The sequence below is a fragment of the Burkholderia diffusa genome (assembly GCF_902499115.1).
GTDB lineage: Bacteria > Pseudomonadota > Gammaproteobacteria > Burkholderiales > Burkholderiaceae > Burkholderia > Burkholderia diffusa.
Map to the genome: position 1 here is coordinate 51,348 of NZ_CABVPN010000005.1, position 16,843 is coordinate 68,190.

Genomic DNA, 16,843 nt, shown 5'->3' on the forward strand with positions numbered 1-16,843 from the left:
CATCATGCAGGAGGAGCCACGCATGAAGCTCGTCATCGCCACTTACGGCACCGAAGGCGACACGCGCCCGCTCGCGGCGCTCGGCCGCGCGCTGCTGGATGCCGGCCATGAGGTCCGGTTGCTGGCCGACGTCGCGACGCTCGGTTCGGCCGCCGCGCTCGGCGTGCCTTGCGAGCCGCTGTCCGGCGACATCCGCTCGGCGATCGCGCCGGATGGTGCGTTGTCCGAAGCGGTGCGCGGGCGCGGCGGTTTCAACGACACGTCGAAGGCGCTCGCGGCGATCGCGAATGCGAACACGGCGGCATGGATGCGCGAAGTCGCGGCCGCATCGGCCGGTTGCGATGCGATCCTGGTGTCGGGGCTGGCGTCGTTCGTCGGGCTATCGGTTGCCGAGTATCGCGGCGTGCCGGCGATCGGTACGGGGATGATCCCGATCACGCCGACCGCGACGTTCGCGTCGCCGTTTCTGCCACCCGGCAAGGTGCCGCGCTGGTTGAATCGCGCGAGCCACCGGTTCGTGAACGCGCTGCTGTGGCACGCGTTCAGGCGGGCGACCAATGCGGCGCGCGCCAGCGTGTGCGGACTGCCGCCGCGCCGGGCCGTATGGACCGATCATCCGATGCTGTACGGCTTGTCGCCCGCGCTGCTCGCCGATCCGGCCGACTGGCCGTCGCATGTGCTGGCATGCGGTCAGTGGCGCGTCGACGCGCCGGCGTGGACGCCGCCGCCCGCGCTGTCGAGCTTTCTCGACGCGGGCGATCCGCCCGTGTATATCGGCTTCGGCAGCATGGCCGGGTTCGACCGGGCCGCGATGGTCGACGCGCTGTTGCAGGCGCTCGACGGCCGGCGCGCGTTGTTTTATCCGGGCTGGAGCGGCATCGATGTGTCGATGCTGCCGGCGCATGTGTGCGTGATCGGCGAGACGCCGCACGACCGGTTGTTTCCGCATGTATCGATGGCGATCCATCACGGCGGATCGGGTACCACGCATTCGGCCGCGCGGGCGGGCATTCCGTCGGTCGTCGTGCCGTTCGCGGGCGATCAGTTCTTCTGGGCGAGCCGGCTGCAACGCGCCGGTGTGGCCGATGCGCCGGTGGCGGGGCGGCGTGTGGACGCCGCGGCGCTTGCACGCGCGATCGCGTTCGCTGCACGAGCCGACACGCAAGCGCGTGCCGCCGAACTCGGTGCGCGGATCGCGCGGGAGGACGGGGTGGGGCTGGCGGTTGGCGCGATCGAGCGCTGGGGGCGCCCCGGCGTGCGCTGAACGCGTCCGCCCCGCGTCAGAAATGCCCGGTGAACCGGTAGCGACTGCCCGGATGCCACAGATTGGCCACCGACGCGACCATCCCTTGCGACCACGTGCGCCGATGCAGCAGCAGGCACGGCTCGCGTTCGTCCGTCGTCAGGTGCCGGCGCGTTGCCGCATCGGGCATCGCAGCCTCGATCCGGTATTCGACCCGCTGCAGCGGCGCGACGCGCGTCAGGTACTGGTTCGGCGTCGTCGTCGTGAAGTCCTGCAGCGCGTATTCGGGTGCGCAGGCCGGGTTGACCCAGCGCTCCTCGAGCTGCACGGGCGTGTCGTTCTCGAAGTGCAGCACGCGCGAATGGAAGATCGGGCTGCCGGTGTCGAGCTGCAACTCGTCGGCGAGCTTCGCGTCGGCGACGGCCGCGCCGACCTCCAGCACCTGCGCACGATACGCATGGCCGCGCGCGGCGACTTCATCCGAGATGCTGCGGATCGCGACCAGTGTCGATTCGTATTTCGGCGACGCGACATACGTGCCCGAGCCGCGCGTGCGCGTGAGCACCTGTTCGGCCGTCAGCTCGCGCAGCGCGCGGTTGACCGTCATCCGCGCGACGTTGAATTCGCGCGCGAGCTCGTTCTCCGACGGCACCTGGTCGCCTTCCGCCCACTCGCCCGCATGAATGCGCGCGAGGATGAAGTCCTTGATTTCCTGATAGATCGGTGTGGTCATTGCATTGCTGTTCAAGAGACGGCGGCCGCGTGCCGTCGCGGGCCGGCCTTCGTGCGGTGTTCGGGCGGAGTGTACCGGGTTCGACGCGGTGCGGGCCCGACTGTGGGCCCGGGATTCGGGTTATTCCGGCCTGCATCCGGAGCGCCCATCGGGGGCCCGCCGGGGCCGCACGGACCGCGGCCACCGCGTCGGCGAGCGCGACAGGCGGAAAAGTATAGACAAATGCAGACGCGACGACGACGTGCCGAAGCCGCACAGAAAGCTGGATTTCATCTGCATGTAATCTGTAGCGAATTGAAATATAAGGGAAATTCGCTCATGGAAACAATCCGCCGACAATTAGAGATAAACACGGATTGCTGGCGGTGACCTGAAAAAGGCAAAGTTGTATGTACAACTTCGGAAGTCACCGGACGGGTGGCTTCCGGGTTGGAACGGTTCGCGGCGGCGACGCCCGACCGGACCCGTGCCCAGTTCGCCTATGACAGGAACGCCATGAAGAAACTCGCGCTCAGTATTGCCCTTGCCTGCCTCGCGGTCGGTGCCCACGCCAAGGATTGGTCGACGATCCGGTTTGGCGTCGACGCCAGCTATCCGCCGTTCGAATCGAAGGACGCAAGCGGCAAGGTCGTCGGCTTCGACGTCGATCTCGGCAACGAGATCTGCGCACGGCTGAAGGCGAAATGCGTGTGGATCGAGAACGACTTCGACGGGATGATCCCGGCGCTGAAGGCGAAGAAGTTCGACGGCGTGCTGTCGTCGATGTCGATGACGCCGGCGCGCGCCGAGCAGATCGCGTTCTCCGACAAGCTGTTCAACACACCGACGCGCCTGGTCGCGAAGAAAGGCGCGAACCTGCAGCCGACGGCCGAATCGCTGAAGGGCAAGACGGTCGGCGTCGAGCAGGGCACGATCCAGGAAACCTACGCGAAGGCCTACTGGGCGCCGAAGGGCGTGCAGGTCGTGCCTTACCAGAACCAGGACGGCGTGTACCAGGACCTGATGTCCGGCCGCCTCGACGCCGCGCTGCAGGACGCGGTGCAGGCCGACCTCGGCTTCCTGAAGACGCCGCGCGGCGCGAACTTCGAATTCGCCGGCAAGGACATCGACGATCCGAAGACGCTCGGCAACGGCGCCGGCATCGGGCTGCGCAAGGACGACGCCGACCTGAAGGCGAAAATCGACCACGCGATCGCCGACATGATCAAGGACGGCACGTACAAGAAGCTCGAGAAGAAGTACTTCGCATTCGACGTCTACGGCGGCTGACCGTCGATGCGGCGCGCATCCGCTGCGGCGCGCCGTGTCGTGTCGGTTCCCGGGTGCCGCTTGCTTCGCATGACGCGTCCGGCTTGATGAGCGGACGACATCAGGTAATGCGCAGATATCGTTTGATGCGCGGGTAATGGCTATTGACAATCCAGCCACATCGTTCTGGATCCCAAACATGATCTTCCAAGGATTTGGCCCGCTGTTGTGGGCCGGCACGGTCGAGACCGTGAAGCTCGCGGTGCTGTCGCTCGCCGCGTCGCTCATACTGGGCCTCGCGGGCGCGGGCGCGAAACTGTCGACCAACCGCGTGCTCAGGTCGGTCGGCACGTTCTATACGACGCTGATCCGTGCGGTGCCCGATCTCGTGCTGATGCTGCTGCTGTTCTACGGGATCCAGATCCTGCTGAACGACGCGACCGACCTGCTCGGCTGGGACCAGATCGACATCGATCCGTTCGTGGCCGGCGTCGTGACGCTCGGCTTCATCTACGGCGCGTACTTCACCGAAACGTTCCGCGGCGCGTTCCTCGCGGTGCCGCGCGGCCAGCTCGAAGCCGGCTTCGCATACGGGATGAGCGGCTGGCGCGTGTTCCACCGGATCATGTTCCCGCAAATGATGCGCTTCGCGCTGCCGGGCATCGGCAACAACTGGCAGGTGCTCGTGAAGGCCACCGCGCTCGTGTCGATCATCGGCCTCGCCGATGTCGTGAAGGCGTCGCAGGACGCCGGCAAGAGCACGCTCGACTTCTTCTTCTTCACGCTCGCGGCAGGTGCGATCTACCTCGCGATCACGACGGTGTCGAACGTCGTGCTGCACCACCTCGAGAAGCGTTATTCCGTGGGCGTCCGGAGGCTTGCACTGTGATCGAACTCATCAGCCAGTACTGGCAAAGCTATCTCTACACCGACGGCTACCGCTTCAGCGGCCTGGCGATCACGCTGTGGCTGCTGGTCGTGTCGATCGCGCTCGGCTTCGCGCTGGCCGTGCCGCTCGCGATCGCGCGCGCGTCGTCGAACCGCTGGATTTCCGGCCCGGTGTGGCTCTATACGTACGTGTTTCGCGGCACGCCGCTCTACGTGCAGCTGCTGATGTGCTACACCGGCATCTACAGCCTGCAGGTCGTGCACAACCACGTGCTGCTCGACACGTTCTTCCGCAACGCGATGAACTGCACGCTGCTCGCGTTCGTGTTGAACGAATGCGCGTATGCGACCGAGATCTTCGCGGGCGCGATCAAGGCGACGTCGGCCGGCGAGATCGAGGCCGGGATGGCCTACGGGATGTCGCGCTTCAAGCTCTATACGCGCATCATCCTGCCGTCCGCGCTGCGCCGTTCGCTGCCGAGCTACAGCAACGAAGTGATCCTGATGCTGCACGCGACGACGCTCGCGTTCACCGCGACCGTGCCCGACATCCTGAAGGTCACGCGCGATGTCAACTCCGCGACGTACATGTCGTTCCAGGCCTATGGCATCGCGGCCGTGCTGTACGCCATCGTCGTGTTCGCGCTCATCTGGGCGTTCCGCAAGCTCGAGACGCGCTGGCTCGCGTACCTGTCGCCGCGCGGCCATTAACGCATTCGCAAGATTCGCAAGGAAGGACCAAGCATGTACAAGCTCACCGTTGACAACCTGCACAAGAAATTCGGCGACAACGAGGTGTTGAAGGGCGTGTCGATGAAGGCGAAGGCCGGCGACGTGATCAGCATCATCGGCTCGAGCGGCTCCGGCAAGAGCACGTTCCTGCGCTGCATCAACTTCCTCGAGCAGCCGTGCTCGGGGCAGATCACGATCGGCAGCGAGCCGATCGAGACCACGCGCGACCGCAACGGCTCGCTGCGCGTGGTCGACCAGAAGCAGCTGCAGCGCATGCGCACGAAGCTGTCGATGGTGTTCCAGCACTTCAACCTGTGGGCGCACATGACGGTGCTCGAGAACGTGATCGAGGCGCCGATGGCCGTGCTCGGGATCGGCAAGGAAGAGGCCGTCGCGCGGGCGCGCAAGTATCTGGAGAAGGTCGGCCTCGCGCCGCGCGTCGAAGGCATGTATCCGTCGCACCTGTCGGGCGGACAGCAGCAGCGTGTCGCGATCGCGCGTGCGCTCGCGATGGAACCGGAGGTGATGCTGTTCGACGAACCCACGTCGGCGCTCGACCCGGAACTCGTCGGCGAAGTGCTGAAGGTGATGCAGAAGCTGGCCGAGGAGGGCCGCACGATGGTCGTCGTTACGCACGAGATGGGCTTCGCGCGCAACGTGTCGAACCACGTGATCTTCCTGCACCAGGGGAAGATCGAGGAAGAGGGCGATCCGCGGGAGATTCTCGTCAATCCGAAGAGCGAGCGGCTCGGGCAGTTCCTGTCGGGGCGGCTCAAGTAAGCGGGCGCTGCTGCGGCCTGGAACGCTAAATGCTTGTCCCGGATGACTCTTTCGATCGAGGAGCACCGCGATGAGCACGCCGACCCCTACCGCGTTTTCCCACGTGAGGCCGCAGGACACCGCGTATCAAGGCGAAGGCCTGCGCGACTTCTTCCTGTATCGCGATCTTGGCATCGCGGCCGCGACGAACGGCAAGGTCGTCGCGCAACTCGTCAGGGCGAATCATGCACCGGCGGCGGGCACCGGCTGGCACCGTCACGAGGCCGAGTTCCACATCGTGATCATGCTGAAGGGCTGGGCGCGCTTCATGTACGGCGACCGCGAGACGCTGGTGAACGCCGGCGACTGCGTGCACCAGGCACCGGGAATCGTGCATTACCTGTTCGACTATTCGCCCGACATGGAGTATCTGGAGATCGTCGGGCCGGCCGATTTCAAGTCGATCGACGTCGACGGGCCATGCGAAGTGCCTGCGCCGACGCCGTGGGGCGACGCGGGCGCGTAGCCTCCGTTGTTTCGCACGCGAGGCATCCACGTGCCTGTGAAAGACCGCCTTCGGGCGGTTTTTTTATTGATCTTGTCCGGACACGTCGTCCTGCTTCGGTCATTCGATATCCAAAGCATTCGCCATGTAATGAAATGGAAAGAACTGACGGTTGTTTGTCAGTCACGCGTGACGTTTCGTTACACGCTGTCAAAGATGGTCAATTCGACACGGGTGCGGTGCACGGCGCATCGTCGGCCGGCGTTAAGGGGATAACAGCCGGAGCGCCGGCTGGCTTACCCAGGAGAATGTCATGACCCGCATCGCGAAGATCCTGACCGTAACGGCCGTCGCCTGCGCCGCGCTCGTGCCGGCGCTGGCCGAAGCCCATTCGCACCGCGTGTGCCATTTCGATCACCACCATCACCGCGTGTGCCGCTGGGTCCGTTGACCCGTGGCGCGGTATTCCCCGCATCGCGTCGGGACGTTTTTCCCATTCAGGCAAATCAGGAGAGGACTATGAAAAAGACGATGTTGATCGCCGCGCTCGTCGCGGGCATGGGCATGTCGATCGGTGCGTTCGCACAGGTTCCGGCCAGCGCGCCGGCCGGCACGACCGGGCTGTGCAAGGACGGTTCGTTCTACTCGGGCGCGTCGAAGAAGGGCGCATGCGCCGGTCACAAGGGCGTGAAGACGTGGTACGGCGCATCGTCGGCAGCCGCGGCCAGCGCACCGGCCGCAGCCCCCGCGACCGCGGCTTCCGCTTCCGCCGCATCGGGCGCGGCACCGGCGAAGAGCGCGCCCGCGACGACCGCGGCAGCGGCGCCCGGCGGCGGCGCGGGCAAGGTGTGGGCCAACGACAGCACGAAGGTCTACCACTGCTCGACCGACAAGTACTACGGCAAGACGAAGCACGGCAGCTACATGTCGGAAGCCGATGCGAAGGCGAAGGGTTACCACGCATCGCACGGCAAGGCCTGTTCGTAATATCGACGGCGTGCGCGAGCCTTGCCGCTCGCGCACTGACCGACATCGCGCCCCGCCATCCGTGCGGGGCGATTCATTTGCAGCGCCGATGTGCTGCGTACATCGCTGCCGTACCGCGCGCGTTCAGTGCACGCGATCGGATTGCGTCGCGGTCGCCGCCGCATCGTGATCGGCCGCGCGCGCGTCGAGCAATGACCGCAGCGTCACGTAGTGCGCGCCGCTCGCTCCGCCGTCCGTATCGGCGCTGCGATCGTACGGTTCGTTGTCATGGATCGTCGCACGTACGATCGGATAGATCTGCGTTTCCCAACGGCTGCCGTTGAACACGCCATAGTGACCCACGCCCGTCTGCACGTGGTGCGTTTTCAGGTAAGGCGGCAATCCCGAACACAGCTCCTGCGCGGCCACTGTCTGGCCCACGGCGCAGATGTCGTCCTTCTCGCCCTCGATCGTCAGCAGCGCGGTGCGGTGGATCGCCGCCGGTTCCACCAGCCGGTCGCCGACCATCAGCTCGCCGCGCGCGAGCGCGTATTGCTGGAATACTTTCTCGACCGTTTCCAGATAGAACTCCGCGGTGAGATCGGCCGTCGCGAAGTATTCGTCATAGAAGTGGCGCAGCGTGTCGGCTTTCGCCAAGTCGCCTTTCGCACGCTCGTAGTAGAGGTCGGCAAACGAAGCGGCATGGCGATCGGGATTCATCGACATGAACGCGCCGACCTGCACGAAGCCCGGATACACGCAACGCTGCGCGCCGACGAAGCCCGGCGGCACGACACTGATCAGGTTGCGCGCGAACCATTCGATCGGCCGGCTCGTGGCGAGCGCATTGACTTTCGTCGGATTCACGCGGCAGTCGATCGGCCCCGCCATCAGCGTCAGGCTCGCGGGTTGGGTCGGATCGCCGCCGGCGGCCATCAGCGCGACTGCCGACAGCGCGGCGACGGTCGGCTGGCAGATCGCGAGCACGTGCGCGTCCGGGCCAATCTGGTGAATGAAATCGATCACGTGCCCGACGTATTCGTCGAAGCCGAAACGCCCGGCCGAAAGCGGGATGTCTCGCGGGTTGTGCCAGTCGGTGATGTACACGTCGTGATCGGCCAGCATCGTGTCGACGGTGCCGCGCAGCAGCGTCGCGAAATGCCCGGACATCGGCGCGACGATCAGCACGCGCGGCTGGCGCGCAACCGGCCGCGCCTTGCGGAAATGCAGCAGCGTGCCGAACGGCGTGGCCGCCGCGGCTTCCTCGACGATCGGCACCGATTCGCCGTCGACGACCACCGACGCGATGCCGAACGGCGGGCGCCGGTGCGAGAACGCGCAGCATTCGAGCAGTTCGCACAGCGCGTCGACCATGCGGCCCGTCGGCGTCGACGTGGCGGGCGGCCACATCGACATCGTCGCGCGTGTGGCGGCCGCCCATGCGCGCGCCGGACGCAGGCATTCGGCAGACCATTGGTAGAACGGATAGGCAAGCAGGTTCATGGTCGTCGCTCGTTGCGTCACGTTGCATGGAGCGAGGCAAGCCGTATGCCAGCATGCGGCTGGCACGCGCGTTGCACGCGGTTCGCGAACACGGCGACTCACACGGCGACCCATGTGGCTCCGTGCAGCCGGACGACCGAACGCCACGCGCAACCGCAGCGGTTCGGGGTAACGGCCGTGCCGCCACACCGTGCGGCGGCGCGCCAGTTCGGCGAACGCGCCGCACTGGCGTGGTGCGGTTCGCGTGACGCGGCGCGCTTTCGGTGCAGGGGCACGAACGGCAATCAGCAGGAGAGCGACATGGAAGCTACCGGACAGACGACGTTGACCATCAGCAGCCGCAACTACTCGTCGTGGTCGATGCGCGGCTGGCTGCTCGCAAGGTTGAGCGGGCTCGCGTTCGAGACCGTCAGCGCGCCGATCGACGCGGCATCGCGCGCGGAACTGCTGCTGCTGTCGCCGTCGATCCTCGTGCCGTGCCTGACGCACGACGGCAGCAGGGTGTGGGACACGCTTGCGATCGCCGAATATCTGAACGAGATCCGGCCGCAGGCGCAACTGTTGCCCGACGACCGGCATGCGCGCGCGCATTGCCGGTCGATCTGCGGCGAGATGCATTCCGGTTTCAGCGCGCTGCGCTCCGCGCTGCCGATGAACCTGCGCGCGCATTTTCCCGGTTTCCGGATCTGGTCGCGTGCGCAGCACGACATCGAACGCATCGTGACGATCTGGCGCGATTGTCTGGCCGCATACGGCGGCCCCTGGCTGTTCGGCGAGCGGATCGGTGTCGCCGATGCAATGTACGCGCCGGTCGTCACGCGATTCCTGACCTACGACGTGAAACTCGAACCCGATATCGCCGAATACTGCATGCGCATCCTCGCGCATCCGTTCGTCGCGGAGTGGATCGATGCCGCAAAAGCAGAGCAGGAAGACATCGACGAACTGGACATGGAGTTCTGACGCGCGACGCACCTTCGTGCCCTGAATCGGACGCAGGCACGTCCATCGAAACGAATCACCGCTGCGGCCGTGCAGCTCGCAAACGTTTCACGTTGATTTTCGCTGGAAACGAGCACGAATTCCCTAAAGGATGCCGGTCCGGATGACGTTAAGCGGGCACGGGGACGACTGTCGATCGCATGCATGTGACATGCGACGCGCAGTCCGCAACAACCAGCGCAGCAGGGGAACCAACTTGAATCGTCAGCAATCTTGGACGCGTACGGCCGCGCCCGGCGAGATCATCTACTCGGAGGGCTTCGCCGGCGAGCCCGTCATCTTTCTGATCGCCGACGGCAAGGTCGAGTTGTCGACGCGCTGCGAAGACAAGCGTGTCGTCGTCGCGACGCTCGGGCGCGGCGAGTTCTTCGGCGAATCCGCGCTGCTCTCATCCGAGCCGCGCGCGCATACGGCGAAGGCGCTGTCGTTCTGTCAGCTCACGGTCGTGCCGGCCGCGCTGCTCGACGAGGAAATCGAGCACGTGTCCGCGCTGCTCCGTCATGTCGTGCGCACGATGATCCGGCGCGTGAAGCGCAAGGACGACCAGCTCGCGACCTATACGCACGCGGACTTCATGCCGGGCGTGCTGTCGTATGCGCATGTGCTGTCGCTGATGGCGGGTGCCGACACGCGCGGATCGGACGACGCGTGGTCGCGGCGGCCGATGCAGGCGCAAGCGGCCGAGGCATCGGTGCCGCTCGCGGACGTGATTCGCCGCTGTCGCGCGATCGCCGGCCATTCGCGCCCGCACGTGCTTGCGATGCTGCGCCGCATGGAGAAGCTCAATCTCGTCACGATCGAAGCCGCGCAGGCCGACCATGCCGGCGGCGCGGTCGATTACTCGGCGTCATCGGATGCGCGCCAGGTCGTCACGTTCGATGCCGCGCGCGTGGTCGATCGCGCGCAGCAGGTCGCCGATCACGATCTCGACCTGTCGATCAACAGCGAGCTTGAACTGATCGAACTGGCCGATCTCGAGGCGCTGATCGGCGTCGACCGGAAGTTGCTGCTCAACAAACTGTCGCACGGCGAGATCGCCGACGAGGTGTTCGCGTTCCGCAAGTCGAAAGTGCTCGGTTACGTCGAGCAGAAAGGCGTTGCGTATTTCTCGCGGCGCAGCCCGCGCGCCGGCGGCGACGTGCGTGCGCTCGAGGATATCGTGTGGGTCGATCAGCGAACGCTGTTCGACGTGATCAGCGCATTCGATACCTACGATCTCGCAAAGCTGATCGCGAGCCTCGACGATCGCGCGGTGGCCGACAAGTTGTTCTCCGTGATGACGGAAGCGCGGCGCAACGAGGTGTCGTGGGTGATGCGCCGTGAGCTGAAGCTCGACCCGATCGAGATCGAGGAGATCGAACGGCGCGTGCTCGATGCCGTGCGCGCGGCCAAGGCGCCGGCGGCAGGTGCGGCACCGGTGCCGCTGGCTTCATCCGACGCGTGACGCGCGACCCGACGGAGACACCTATGGACTTGTTGACCCTGGCCGGCGTGCTGCTCGGCGGCGCGGCCATCGTATTCGGTTTCGCACTGGAAGGCGGGCATTTTTCGACACTGTTCCAGTTCGAGGCGCTCGTGATCGTGCTCGGCGGTACGCTCGGCGCGGTGATGATCCAGAACACGTGGGCGCGGTTCTTCGATGCGGTGAAACAGTTGCGACTCGCGTTCGTGCGTGCGCAGGAGGTCGACCGCAAGCACCTGACCGACCTGCTGGAGTGGGGCGATCGCGCGAAGCTCGACGGGTTGCTCGCCTTCGAATCGATGGACGTGAGCGGCATCCATCCGTTCGCGCGGCGCGGGCTCGAACTGCTCGCGAACGGCGTGTCGACCGCCGTGCTCGAGGACGCGCTGCACCGCGAGCTCGACGCATACGAGCGCAGCCGGCTCGCGGCCGCGCGCGTGTGGCAGCAGGCCGGCGGCTATGCGCCGACATTCGGCATTCTCGGCTCGGTGCTCGGGCTGGTCCAGGTGACGAGCCACATTCTCGAACCGGCGCAGCTCGGGCCGGGCATCGCGGTCGCGTTCATCGCGACGCTCTACGGTCTCGCGTTTGCGAACCTCGTGTTTCTGCCGCTCTACGGCAAGCTGCGCGCGCAGATCGACAGCGAATTGCGTTTCCGCAAGCTCTATCTCGACGGGCTGCTCGCGATCTCGCGCAAGGAATCGCCGCATACGATCGAGACGCGGCTGACCGGCGACGTGCGCGGCCGCGCGGCTGAATCTCTCGCATGACGCACCGGGAGCTTCGACATGACCGCTCGAACTGACGGCGCGCGGGCGGGCTCGGCCGCCGCCGATCGCGACGACGAAGCCGACGGCACGCAGTCCGGACGCTGGCTGATTTCCTACGCGGATCTCATCACGACGCTGATGGTTCTGTTTCTCGCGCTGTACGTGTTGCAGCTCGCGAAATACAACGCGCTCGACGCGCGCTATCAGACGCTCGCGCGGCGCGACAACGGGACCGCGAGCGCGCCGGGCGCAGCGATGCCCGAGCGTGCCCCCGCATGGCTGGCATCGCTCGACGCGCTGAAGTCGAACGGGCGCATCTCGCTTGTGCGCGCGCCGCACGGCATCGAGATCGGCATCGACGCGAAGGTCCTGTTCAACGTCGGCGATGCGCGTTTGCTGTCCGATGCGACGCCGGTGCTGAGCCAGATCGCGCAGGCGCTGAGCGAGCATGCGACCGGCGACATTCTCGTCGAAGGGCACACCGACAGCGTGCCGATCGCGAACGCGAAATACGAGTCGAACTGGGAGCTGTCGTCCGCGCGGGCGGGCAGCGTGGTGCGCTATCTGGCCGATCGCGGCGTCGCACCTCACCGGCTCGCTGCGATCGGGCGGGCCGATACGCAGCCGCTCGTCGCGGGCGACGATGCGGCCGCGCGGGCGCGCAACCGGCGCGTGACGATCTTCGTCGCGTATTGAGCGTGCGAGCCTCGACAGGCGCGCGACGGTTATCCGTCAACGACATATCGGATCCCGCATGACGAACATGTGAACCCGGCGATGCGATTCCGCGCGCGCCTGCCGATAACCCAAGCTGGCTCAGACCGAGCGGTTATCGAGGGTTCCCCATGCATTTCTGGCGCACGCTGTCCATTCAGAACAAGCTGGTTCTCAGCATGACGAGCTGCCTGCTCGTGTTCGTCGCGATCTCGAGCGGGTTGAGTGTCCGCCTGATCGGCAACGCCGTGCGCGATCGCGTCGTCCGCGAAGAGCTGCCGACGGCCGTGAGCGGCATCCGCGCCGACGTGCAGCGGCAGATGGCCGGGCCGATCGCCGCGTCGCGCGTCCTCGCGCGCGATGCGTTCCTGCTGCAATGGGAAGCCGACGGCGAGCCCGACGCCGGCACGCGCAGCTGGACCGAGCTGGCGAGGAACGTGAAGGACGAGCAGAAGGCGGCGTCCGTGCAGTGGGTGTCGATGAAGAGCGGCAACTACTACAACGAGGCCGGCCTGCAGCGGAAGGTCACCGACAACGATCGGTGGCTCGCGACCTTCCTCGCGTCGGGCAAGACCTACGAAGTGAACATGGATCGCGAGGTCACGGCCGGCGGCTACATGATGTTCATCAACAGCCGCGTGGAACTCGACGGCACGCCGGTCGGCGCGACCGGCATGAGCCTGTCCGTCGATGCGCTCGCGAAGGGGATCGCCGCGTACCGGATCGGCGATACCGGGTTCGCGTTCCTCGTGCGGCCCGACGGCGCGATCATGATGCATCGCGATACGTCGCTGATCGACGGCAAGCACTTCCTGAAGGACGAACCGGGGCTGCCCGGTGATGCGTCGTCGACGCTGCTGGCCGGCAAGCCGTATGCGTACCTGAGCTACGACGGCGACGGCGGTGCGCGCTTCATCGCGACGTCGTTCATTCCGGAGCTGAATGCGTATGTGGTCGTCGAAGTGCCGCAGGCCGAACTGCTCGGCCCGGTGACGCGTGCGATTCGCAGCGCGGCGCTGGTCGCCGCGGTCGCGGGCCTCGCTGTCGCGCTGGTCGTGATCTGGCTGGTCGGACGCGCGATCGCCGCGCCGATCCGCCGCGCGGCGACGCTGCTGTCGGAGATCGCGAGCGGCCAGGGCGACCTGACGCGCCGGATGACGGTCGAGAGCGAGGACGAGATCGGCCAGCTGTCGGACGCGTTCAACCGCTTCGTGTCGTCGTTGTCGACGCTCGTCCACCGCATTCGCGCTGCGTCCGCGTCGATCGCGACCGGATCCGCGCAGATCGCGTCGGGCAATGCGGACCTCAGCGAGCGGACCGAAGGGCAGTCGAGCAACCTCGAGCGGACGGCTTCGTCGATGGAGGAAATCACGGCGGTCGTGCGCAACAACACCGAAACCGCGACGACGGCCGCGAAGCTGATCACCGGTGCATCCGATACGGCGACGCGCGGCGGGCACGTCGTGGGTGAAGTCGTGACGACGATGGAGCAGATCAGCGATGCGTCGCAGCGGATCTCCGAGATCATCGTGATGATCGACAGCATCTCGTTTCAGACCAACATCCTCGCGCTGAATGCGGCGGTCGAGGCCGCACGCGCCGGCGAGCAGGGACGCGGGTTCGCGGTCGTTGCGTCGGAAGTGCGCAACCTCGCGCAGCGCAGCGCGCAGGCGGCGAAGGAGATCAAGGCGCTGATCGAGCACAGCGCGGGGACGGTGAACGCCGGGTCGCGGCTCGTCAGCGAGGCCGGGAAGGTGATGAGCGACGTCGTATCGCAGGTGCAGGGCGTCAGCGCGATGATGAGCGAGATCGCCGAGGCGAGCCTTGAACAGAGCGCCGGCATCGACCAGATCGGCGACGCGGTGCAGTCGCTCGATCAGATGACGCAGCAGAATGCGGCGCTGGTGGAGGAAAGCGCGGCGGCAGCGGAAAGCCTGAAGCAGCAGGCGGCGGAACTGACGCGGCTGGTATCGGCATTCAAGGTTGATGAATGAAGCGCGCACGACGTTAGAATGGTGCGCTTCTCAGGGACGTCGGCCGCGGGATCACGGCAGACGTTTTCGCTGTCGGCGCGGGATTCGGTACGTCATAAAAATGAAGCGCATTTCAAGACTGAAGGTCGGGGTAGGGGCGGTGGTGGTCGCGGCGGTGCTCGCCGCAGTCGGGGCGAAGGTGATCGCATCACCGGCGGATTCGTATCTTGCTTATCGGAAGAACGCCGCGGCGGCCGTGGCGGCGGCGCGAACGGAAGATCGGCCGAGTGTCGACCGACAGTACACGGCCGACGTGAATGCACGGCTCGCCCGGCTCATCGGCACGGTGCGGGCGAAAGGGTTTGCCGCGAAGGCGGCGGGCACGGTGCAGAGCGTCGGCCCCGTCGACGGGGTGCCGCCGGGGCCGGACGGGCTGGCCTTCAAGTCGGCCGACGGCAAGACGAATCTCGTCGTGACGACGGTTCCGCTGCTGAAGGCGTGGGCGAGCACGGCGGATGCGGGCATCAAGCCGACGGACGACGTGGCCGCGATTCTCGACAATGAAACGCTTTACACGGACGTATTCAGCGACGACGCCGCTGCGTTTCGCTTCGCCGAGTTGCCCGTCAAGCGGCAGCCGGCCGACGGCGTGGTGAAGGCATGGCTGCTGGGTGAAAGCCAGGACGGCGTGCCGGACGGGCCGAACACGCTGGCCGTGTCGGTCCGGCAGGGCGAACGGGTTTATATCCAGTGGAAGAGCGTGACGCTGCGCCCGATCGTGGCGTGCAGCGTGGGGCGCGTGCCCGACGACGCGCGGCAGGCGTGTTTCGCGAGGCAGGTGGTGTCACAGCGGATCTACCCGCGGCTCGTCGCACTGGCGCAATCGATGGCCGATGCCGTGGTCCGGTAGCGGACGGCAGCGGTCGGCGCGCGCACGGCGCGATTCGACGGCGAGGGACGGCGTATCCGACCAACGACGGACGGCGACAGCGCGCGTCGTCGCCCGTCGGCATATCGTCCGATGACCGGATTCAAGGCGACCGCAACGCCTGCAACCCCAGCGTGAGCGCGTTGAACGGCATCTCGGCGGCCCCCAGCGAAAAGCTCGTCGCCTTCGCAGTCGCGCCCGGCGAATGCATCAGCGCGTGAACGATCCGCTCGCTCGCATGGCCGTCGCCATACGGATTGCTCGCGCGCGCCATTTCCTCGTACGCGCTTTCGCTGTCGAACAGCCGCGACGCCTCCCAGACGATTCGGTCCTGGTCCGTGCCGACGAGCCGCGCGGTACCGGCCTGGATCGCTTCGGGCCGCTCGGTCGTCTCGCGCGTGACGAGCACTGGCTTGCCGAGCGCAGGCCCTTCCTCCTGGATGCCGCCTGAATCGGTGATGATGAAGTACGAGCGAGACATCAGGAATACGAACGAAAGGTATTCCTGCGGCTCGATCAGGTAAATATTCGGCACGCTGCCGAGCAGCGCACGCGCCGGCTCGCGCACGTGCGGATTCAGGTGCAGCGGATAGACGAACTGCGCATCGCGATAGCGGTTCGCGAGCGTGCAGAGTGCCTCGCAGAAATGCCGGAACGGCTCGCCGAAGCTCTCGCGGCGATGGCCGGTGATCAGCACGACGCGGCGGGACGGATCGAGAAAAGGAAAGTGCGCGGCGACCTTGTCATTGAGCACGGAATCGTGGTCGAGCATGCGTTTGACGTCGTGCAGCGCATCGATCACGGTGTTGCCCGTCATCACGACCGCGCCGACCGGCACGCCTTCGCTGAACAGGTTGTCGCGTGCCTGACCGGTCGGCGCGAAATGCCATGACGACACCGCATCGGTTACGCGGCGATTCAATTCCTCCGGCCACGGCGACCAGATGTCGCCGCTGCGCAGTCCCGCTTCGACGTGTCCGACCGGCAGATAGCGGTAGAACGCCGCGAGACTGACGGCCAGCGTCGTCGTCGTGTCGCCGTGCACCAGGACGACGTCGGGGCGAAAGTCGTCGAAGACGATCCCGATCGCCTGAAGAATGCCGGTCGTGACGTCGGTCAGCGTCTGGCTCTGGCGCATCAGGTTGAGATCGTAGTCTGGCTTGATGTCGAACAAGGTGAGGACCTGATCCAGCATTTCCCGATGCTGGGCGGTAACGCACACACGGGCGTCGACATCCTTGCGCGACTTCAGCGCGCGGACGAGCGGCGCCATCTTGATGGCTTCCGGCCGGGTCCCGAATACAAGCAAGATCTTCTTCATCGTTTTCCTCGTTGAGCATCTTCGCGCTGGAAGCCCCGGCATCTGGCGCCAAGCTTGGTTGCAGGCGACCCATCCCGTCCCCGCGTGCGGCCACGC

General features: G+C 66.2%; 17 protein-coding genes. 14 read left to right on the forward strand and 3 right to left on the reverse strand.

Annotation, left to right across the window (positions count from 1 at the left end):
* Nucleotides 1-22 precede the first annotated feature (22 nt).
* Complete coding sequence (locus BTE28158_RS06550; protein WP_151051643.1) at nt 23-1,264, forward strand: glycosyltransferase; 1,242 nt, start codon at nt 23-25, stop codon at nt 1,262-1,264.
* A 16-nt stretch (nt 1,265-1,280) separates the two neighbouring features.
* On the opposite strand, the gene hutC is transcribed toward BTE28158_RS06550, so the two are convergent.
* Nucleotides 1,281-1,976: a histidine utilization transcriptional repressor HutC gene (gene hutC / locus BTE28158_RS06555; protein ID WP_059466626.1), complete on the reverse strand. Its 696-nt coding sequence runs from the start codon at nt 1,974-1,976 to the stop codon at nt 1,281-1,283.
* Between the two features lie 495 nt (nt 1,977-2,471).
* Between hutC and BTE28158_RS06560 the strand changes: the two genes are divergently transcribed.
* The 7 genes from BTE28158_RS06560 to BTE28158_RS06590 all read left to right on the forward strand — a co-directional run bounded on the left by BTE28158_RS06560 (nt 2,472) and on the right by BTE28158_RS06590 (nt 7,095).
* Nucleotides 2,472-3,245, forward strand: coding sequence for an ABC transporter substrate-binding protein (locus BTE28158_RS06560; RefSeq protein WP_151051645.1), 774 nt, complete (start codon nt 2,472-2,474; stop codon nt 3,243-3,245).
* A 178-nt stretch (nt 3,246-3,423) separates the two neighbouring features.
* A complete protein-coding gene (locus BTE28158_RS06565) occupies nt 3,424-4,113 on the forward strand; it encodes an ABC transporter permease (RefSeq protein ID WP_059601448.1) in 690 nt (229 codons plus the stop codon).
* Nucleotides 4,110-4,823 (forward strand): ABC transporter permease, encoded by a 714-nt coding sequence (locus BTE28158_RS06570; protein WP_059601450.1) that lies wholly within the window; start codon nt 4,110-4,112, stop codon nt 4,821-4,823. Before BTE28158_RS06565 ends, BTE28158_RS06570 begins: the two co-directional genes overlap by 4 nt.
* 33 nt (nt 4,824-4,856) lie before the next feature.
* Complete coding sequence (locus tag BTE28158_RS06575) at nt 4,857-5,624, forward strand: ABC transporter ATP-binding protein (RefSeq protein WP_151051647.1); 768 nt, start codon at nt 4,857-4,859, stop codon at nt 5,622-5,624.
* 70 nt (nt 5,625-5,694) lie between these two features.
* Nucleotides 5,695-6,129, forward strand: coding sequence for a cupin domain-containing protein (locus BTE28158_RS06580; protein ID WP_059601454.1), 435 nt, complete (start codon nt 5,695-5,697; stop codon nt 6,127-6,129).
* Nucleotides 6,130-6,421: 292 nt separating this feature from the next.
* Complete coding sequence (locus BTE28158_RS06585; RefSeq protein ID WP_167359252.1) at nt 6,422-6,559, forward strand: HHHH-motif protein; 138 nt, start codon at nt 6,422-6,424, stop codon at nt 6,557-6,559.
* A 68-nt stretch (nt 6,560-6,627) separates the two neighbouring features.
* Nucleotides 6,628-7,095, forward strand: coding sequence for a DUF3761 domain-containing protein (locus BTE28158_RS06590; RefSeq protein WP_059503738.1), 468 nt, complete (start codon nt 6,628-6,630; stop codon nt 7,093-7,095).
* 123 nt (nt 7,096-7,218) lie between these two features.
* On the opposite strand, the gene BTE28158_RS06595 is transcribed toward BTE28158_RS06590, so the two are convergent.
* Nucleotides 7,219-8,577, reverse strand: a complete 1,359-nt coding sequence (locus BTE28158_RS06595; protein ID WP_059601456.1) for a polyhydroxyalkanoate depolymerase — start codon at nt 8,575-8,577, stop codon at nt 7,219-7,221.
* A gap of 300 nt (nt 8,578-8,877) precedes the next feature.
* Here BTE28158_RS06595 and BTE28158_RS06600 point away from each other — a divergent pair, with 300 nt between their 5' ends.
* The 6 genes from BTE28158_RS06600 (at nt 8,878) to BTE28158_RS06625 (ending at nt 15,408) form a co-directional block, all read left to right on the forward strand.
* Complete coding sequence (locus tag BTE28158_RS06600; RefSeq protein WP_124901368.1) at nt 8,878-9,540, forward strand: glutathione S-transferase family protein; 663 nt, start codon at nt 8,878-8,880, stop codon at nt 9,538-9,540.
* 235 nt (nt 9,541-9,775) lie between these two features.
* A complete protein-coding gene (locus BTE28158_RS06605) occupies nt 9,776-11,023 on the forward strand; it encodes a Crp/Fnr family transcriptional regulator (protein WP_151048338.1) in 1,248 nt (415 codons plus the stop codon).
* Nucleotides 11,024-11,046: 23 nt separating this feature from the next.
* Complete coding sequence (locus tag BTE28158_RS06610) at nt 11,047-11,811, forward strand: flagellar motor protein (protein ID WP_059531800.1); 765 nt, start codon at nt 11,047-11,049, stop codon at nt 11,809-11,811.
* Between the two features lie 18 nt (nt 11,812-11,829).
* Entirely contained in the window at nt 11,830-12,507 is a 678-nt protein-coding gene (locus tag BTE28158_RS06615; RefSeq protein WP_151048339.1) for an OmpA/MotB family protein, read from the forward strand.
* A gap of 149 nt (nt 12,508-12,656) precedes the next feature.
* On the forward strand, nt 12,657-14,519 hold the full coding sequence (locus BTE28158_RS06620; RefSeq protein WP_151048340.1) for a methyl-accepting chemotaxis protein: 1,863 nt from the start codon (nt 12,657-12,659) through the stop codon (nt 14,517-14,519).
* The gene (locus BTE28158_RS06625; RefSeq protein WP_239007128.1) at nt 14,512-15,408 is read left to right on the forward strand and encodes a hypothetical protein; all 897 of its coding nucleotides are present in this window, start codon (nt 14,512-14,514) and stop codon (nt 15,406-15,408) included. Before BTE28158_RS06620 ends, BTE28158_RS06625 begins: the two co-directional genes overlap by 8 nt.
* A 121-nt stretch (nt 15,409-15,529) precedes the next feature.
* On the opposite strand, the gene wecB is transcribed toward BTE28158_RS06625, so the two are convergent.
* Nucleotides 15,530-16,747: a non-hydrolyzing UDP-N-acetylglucosamine 2-epimerase gene (gene wecB, locus BTE28158_RS06630; RefSeq protein ID WP_151048341.1), complete on the reverse strand. Its 1,218-nt coding sequence runs from the start codon at nt 16,745-16,747 to the stop codon at nt 15,530-15,532.
* Nucleotides 16,748-16,843 lie beyond the last annotated feature (96 nt).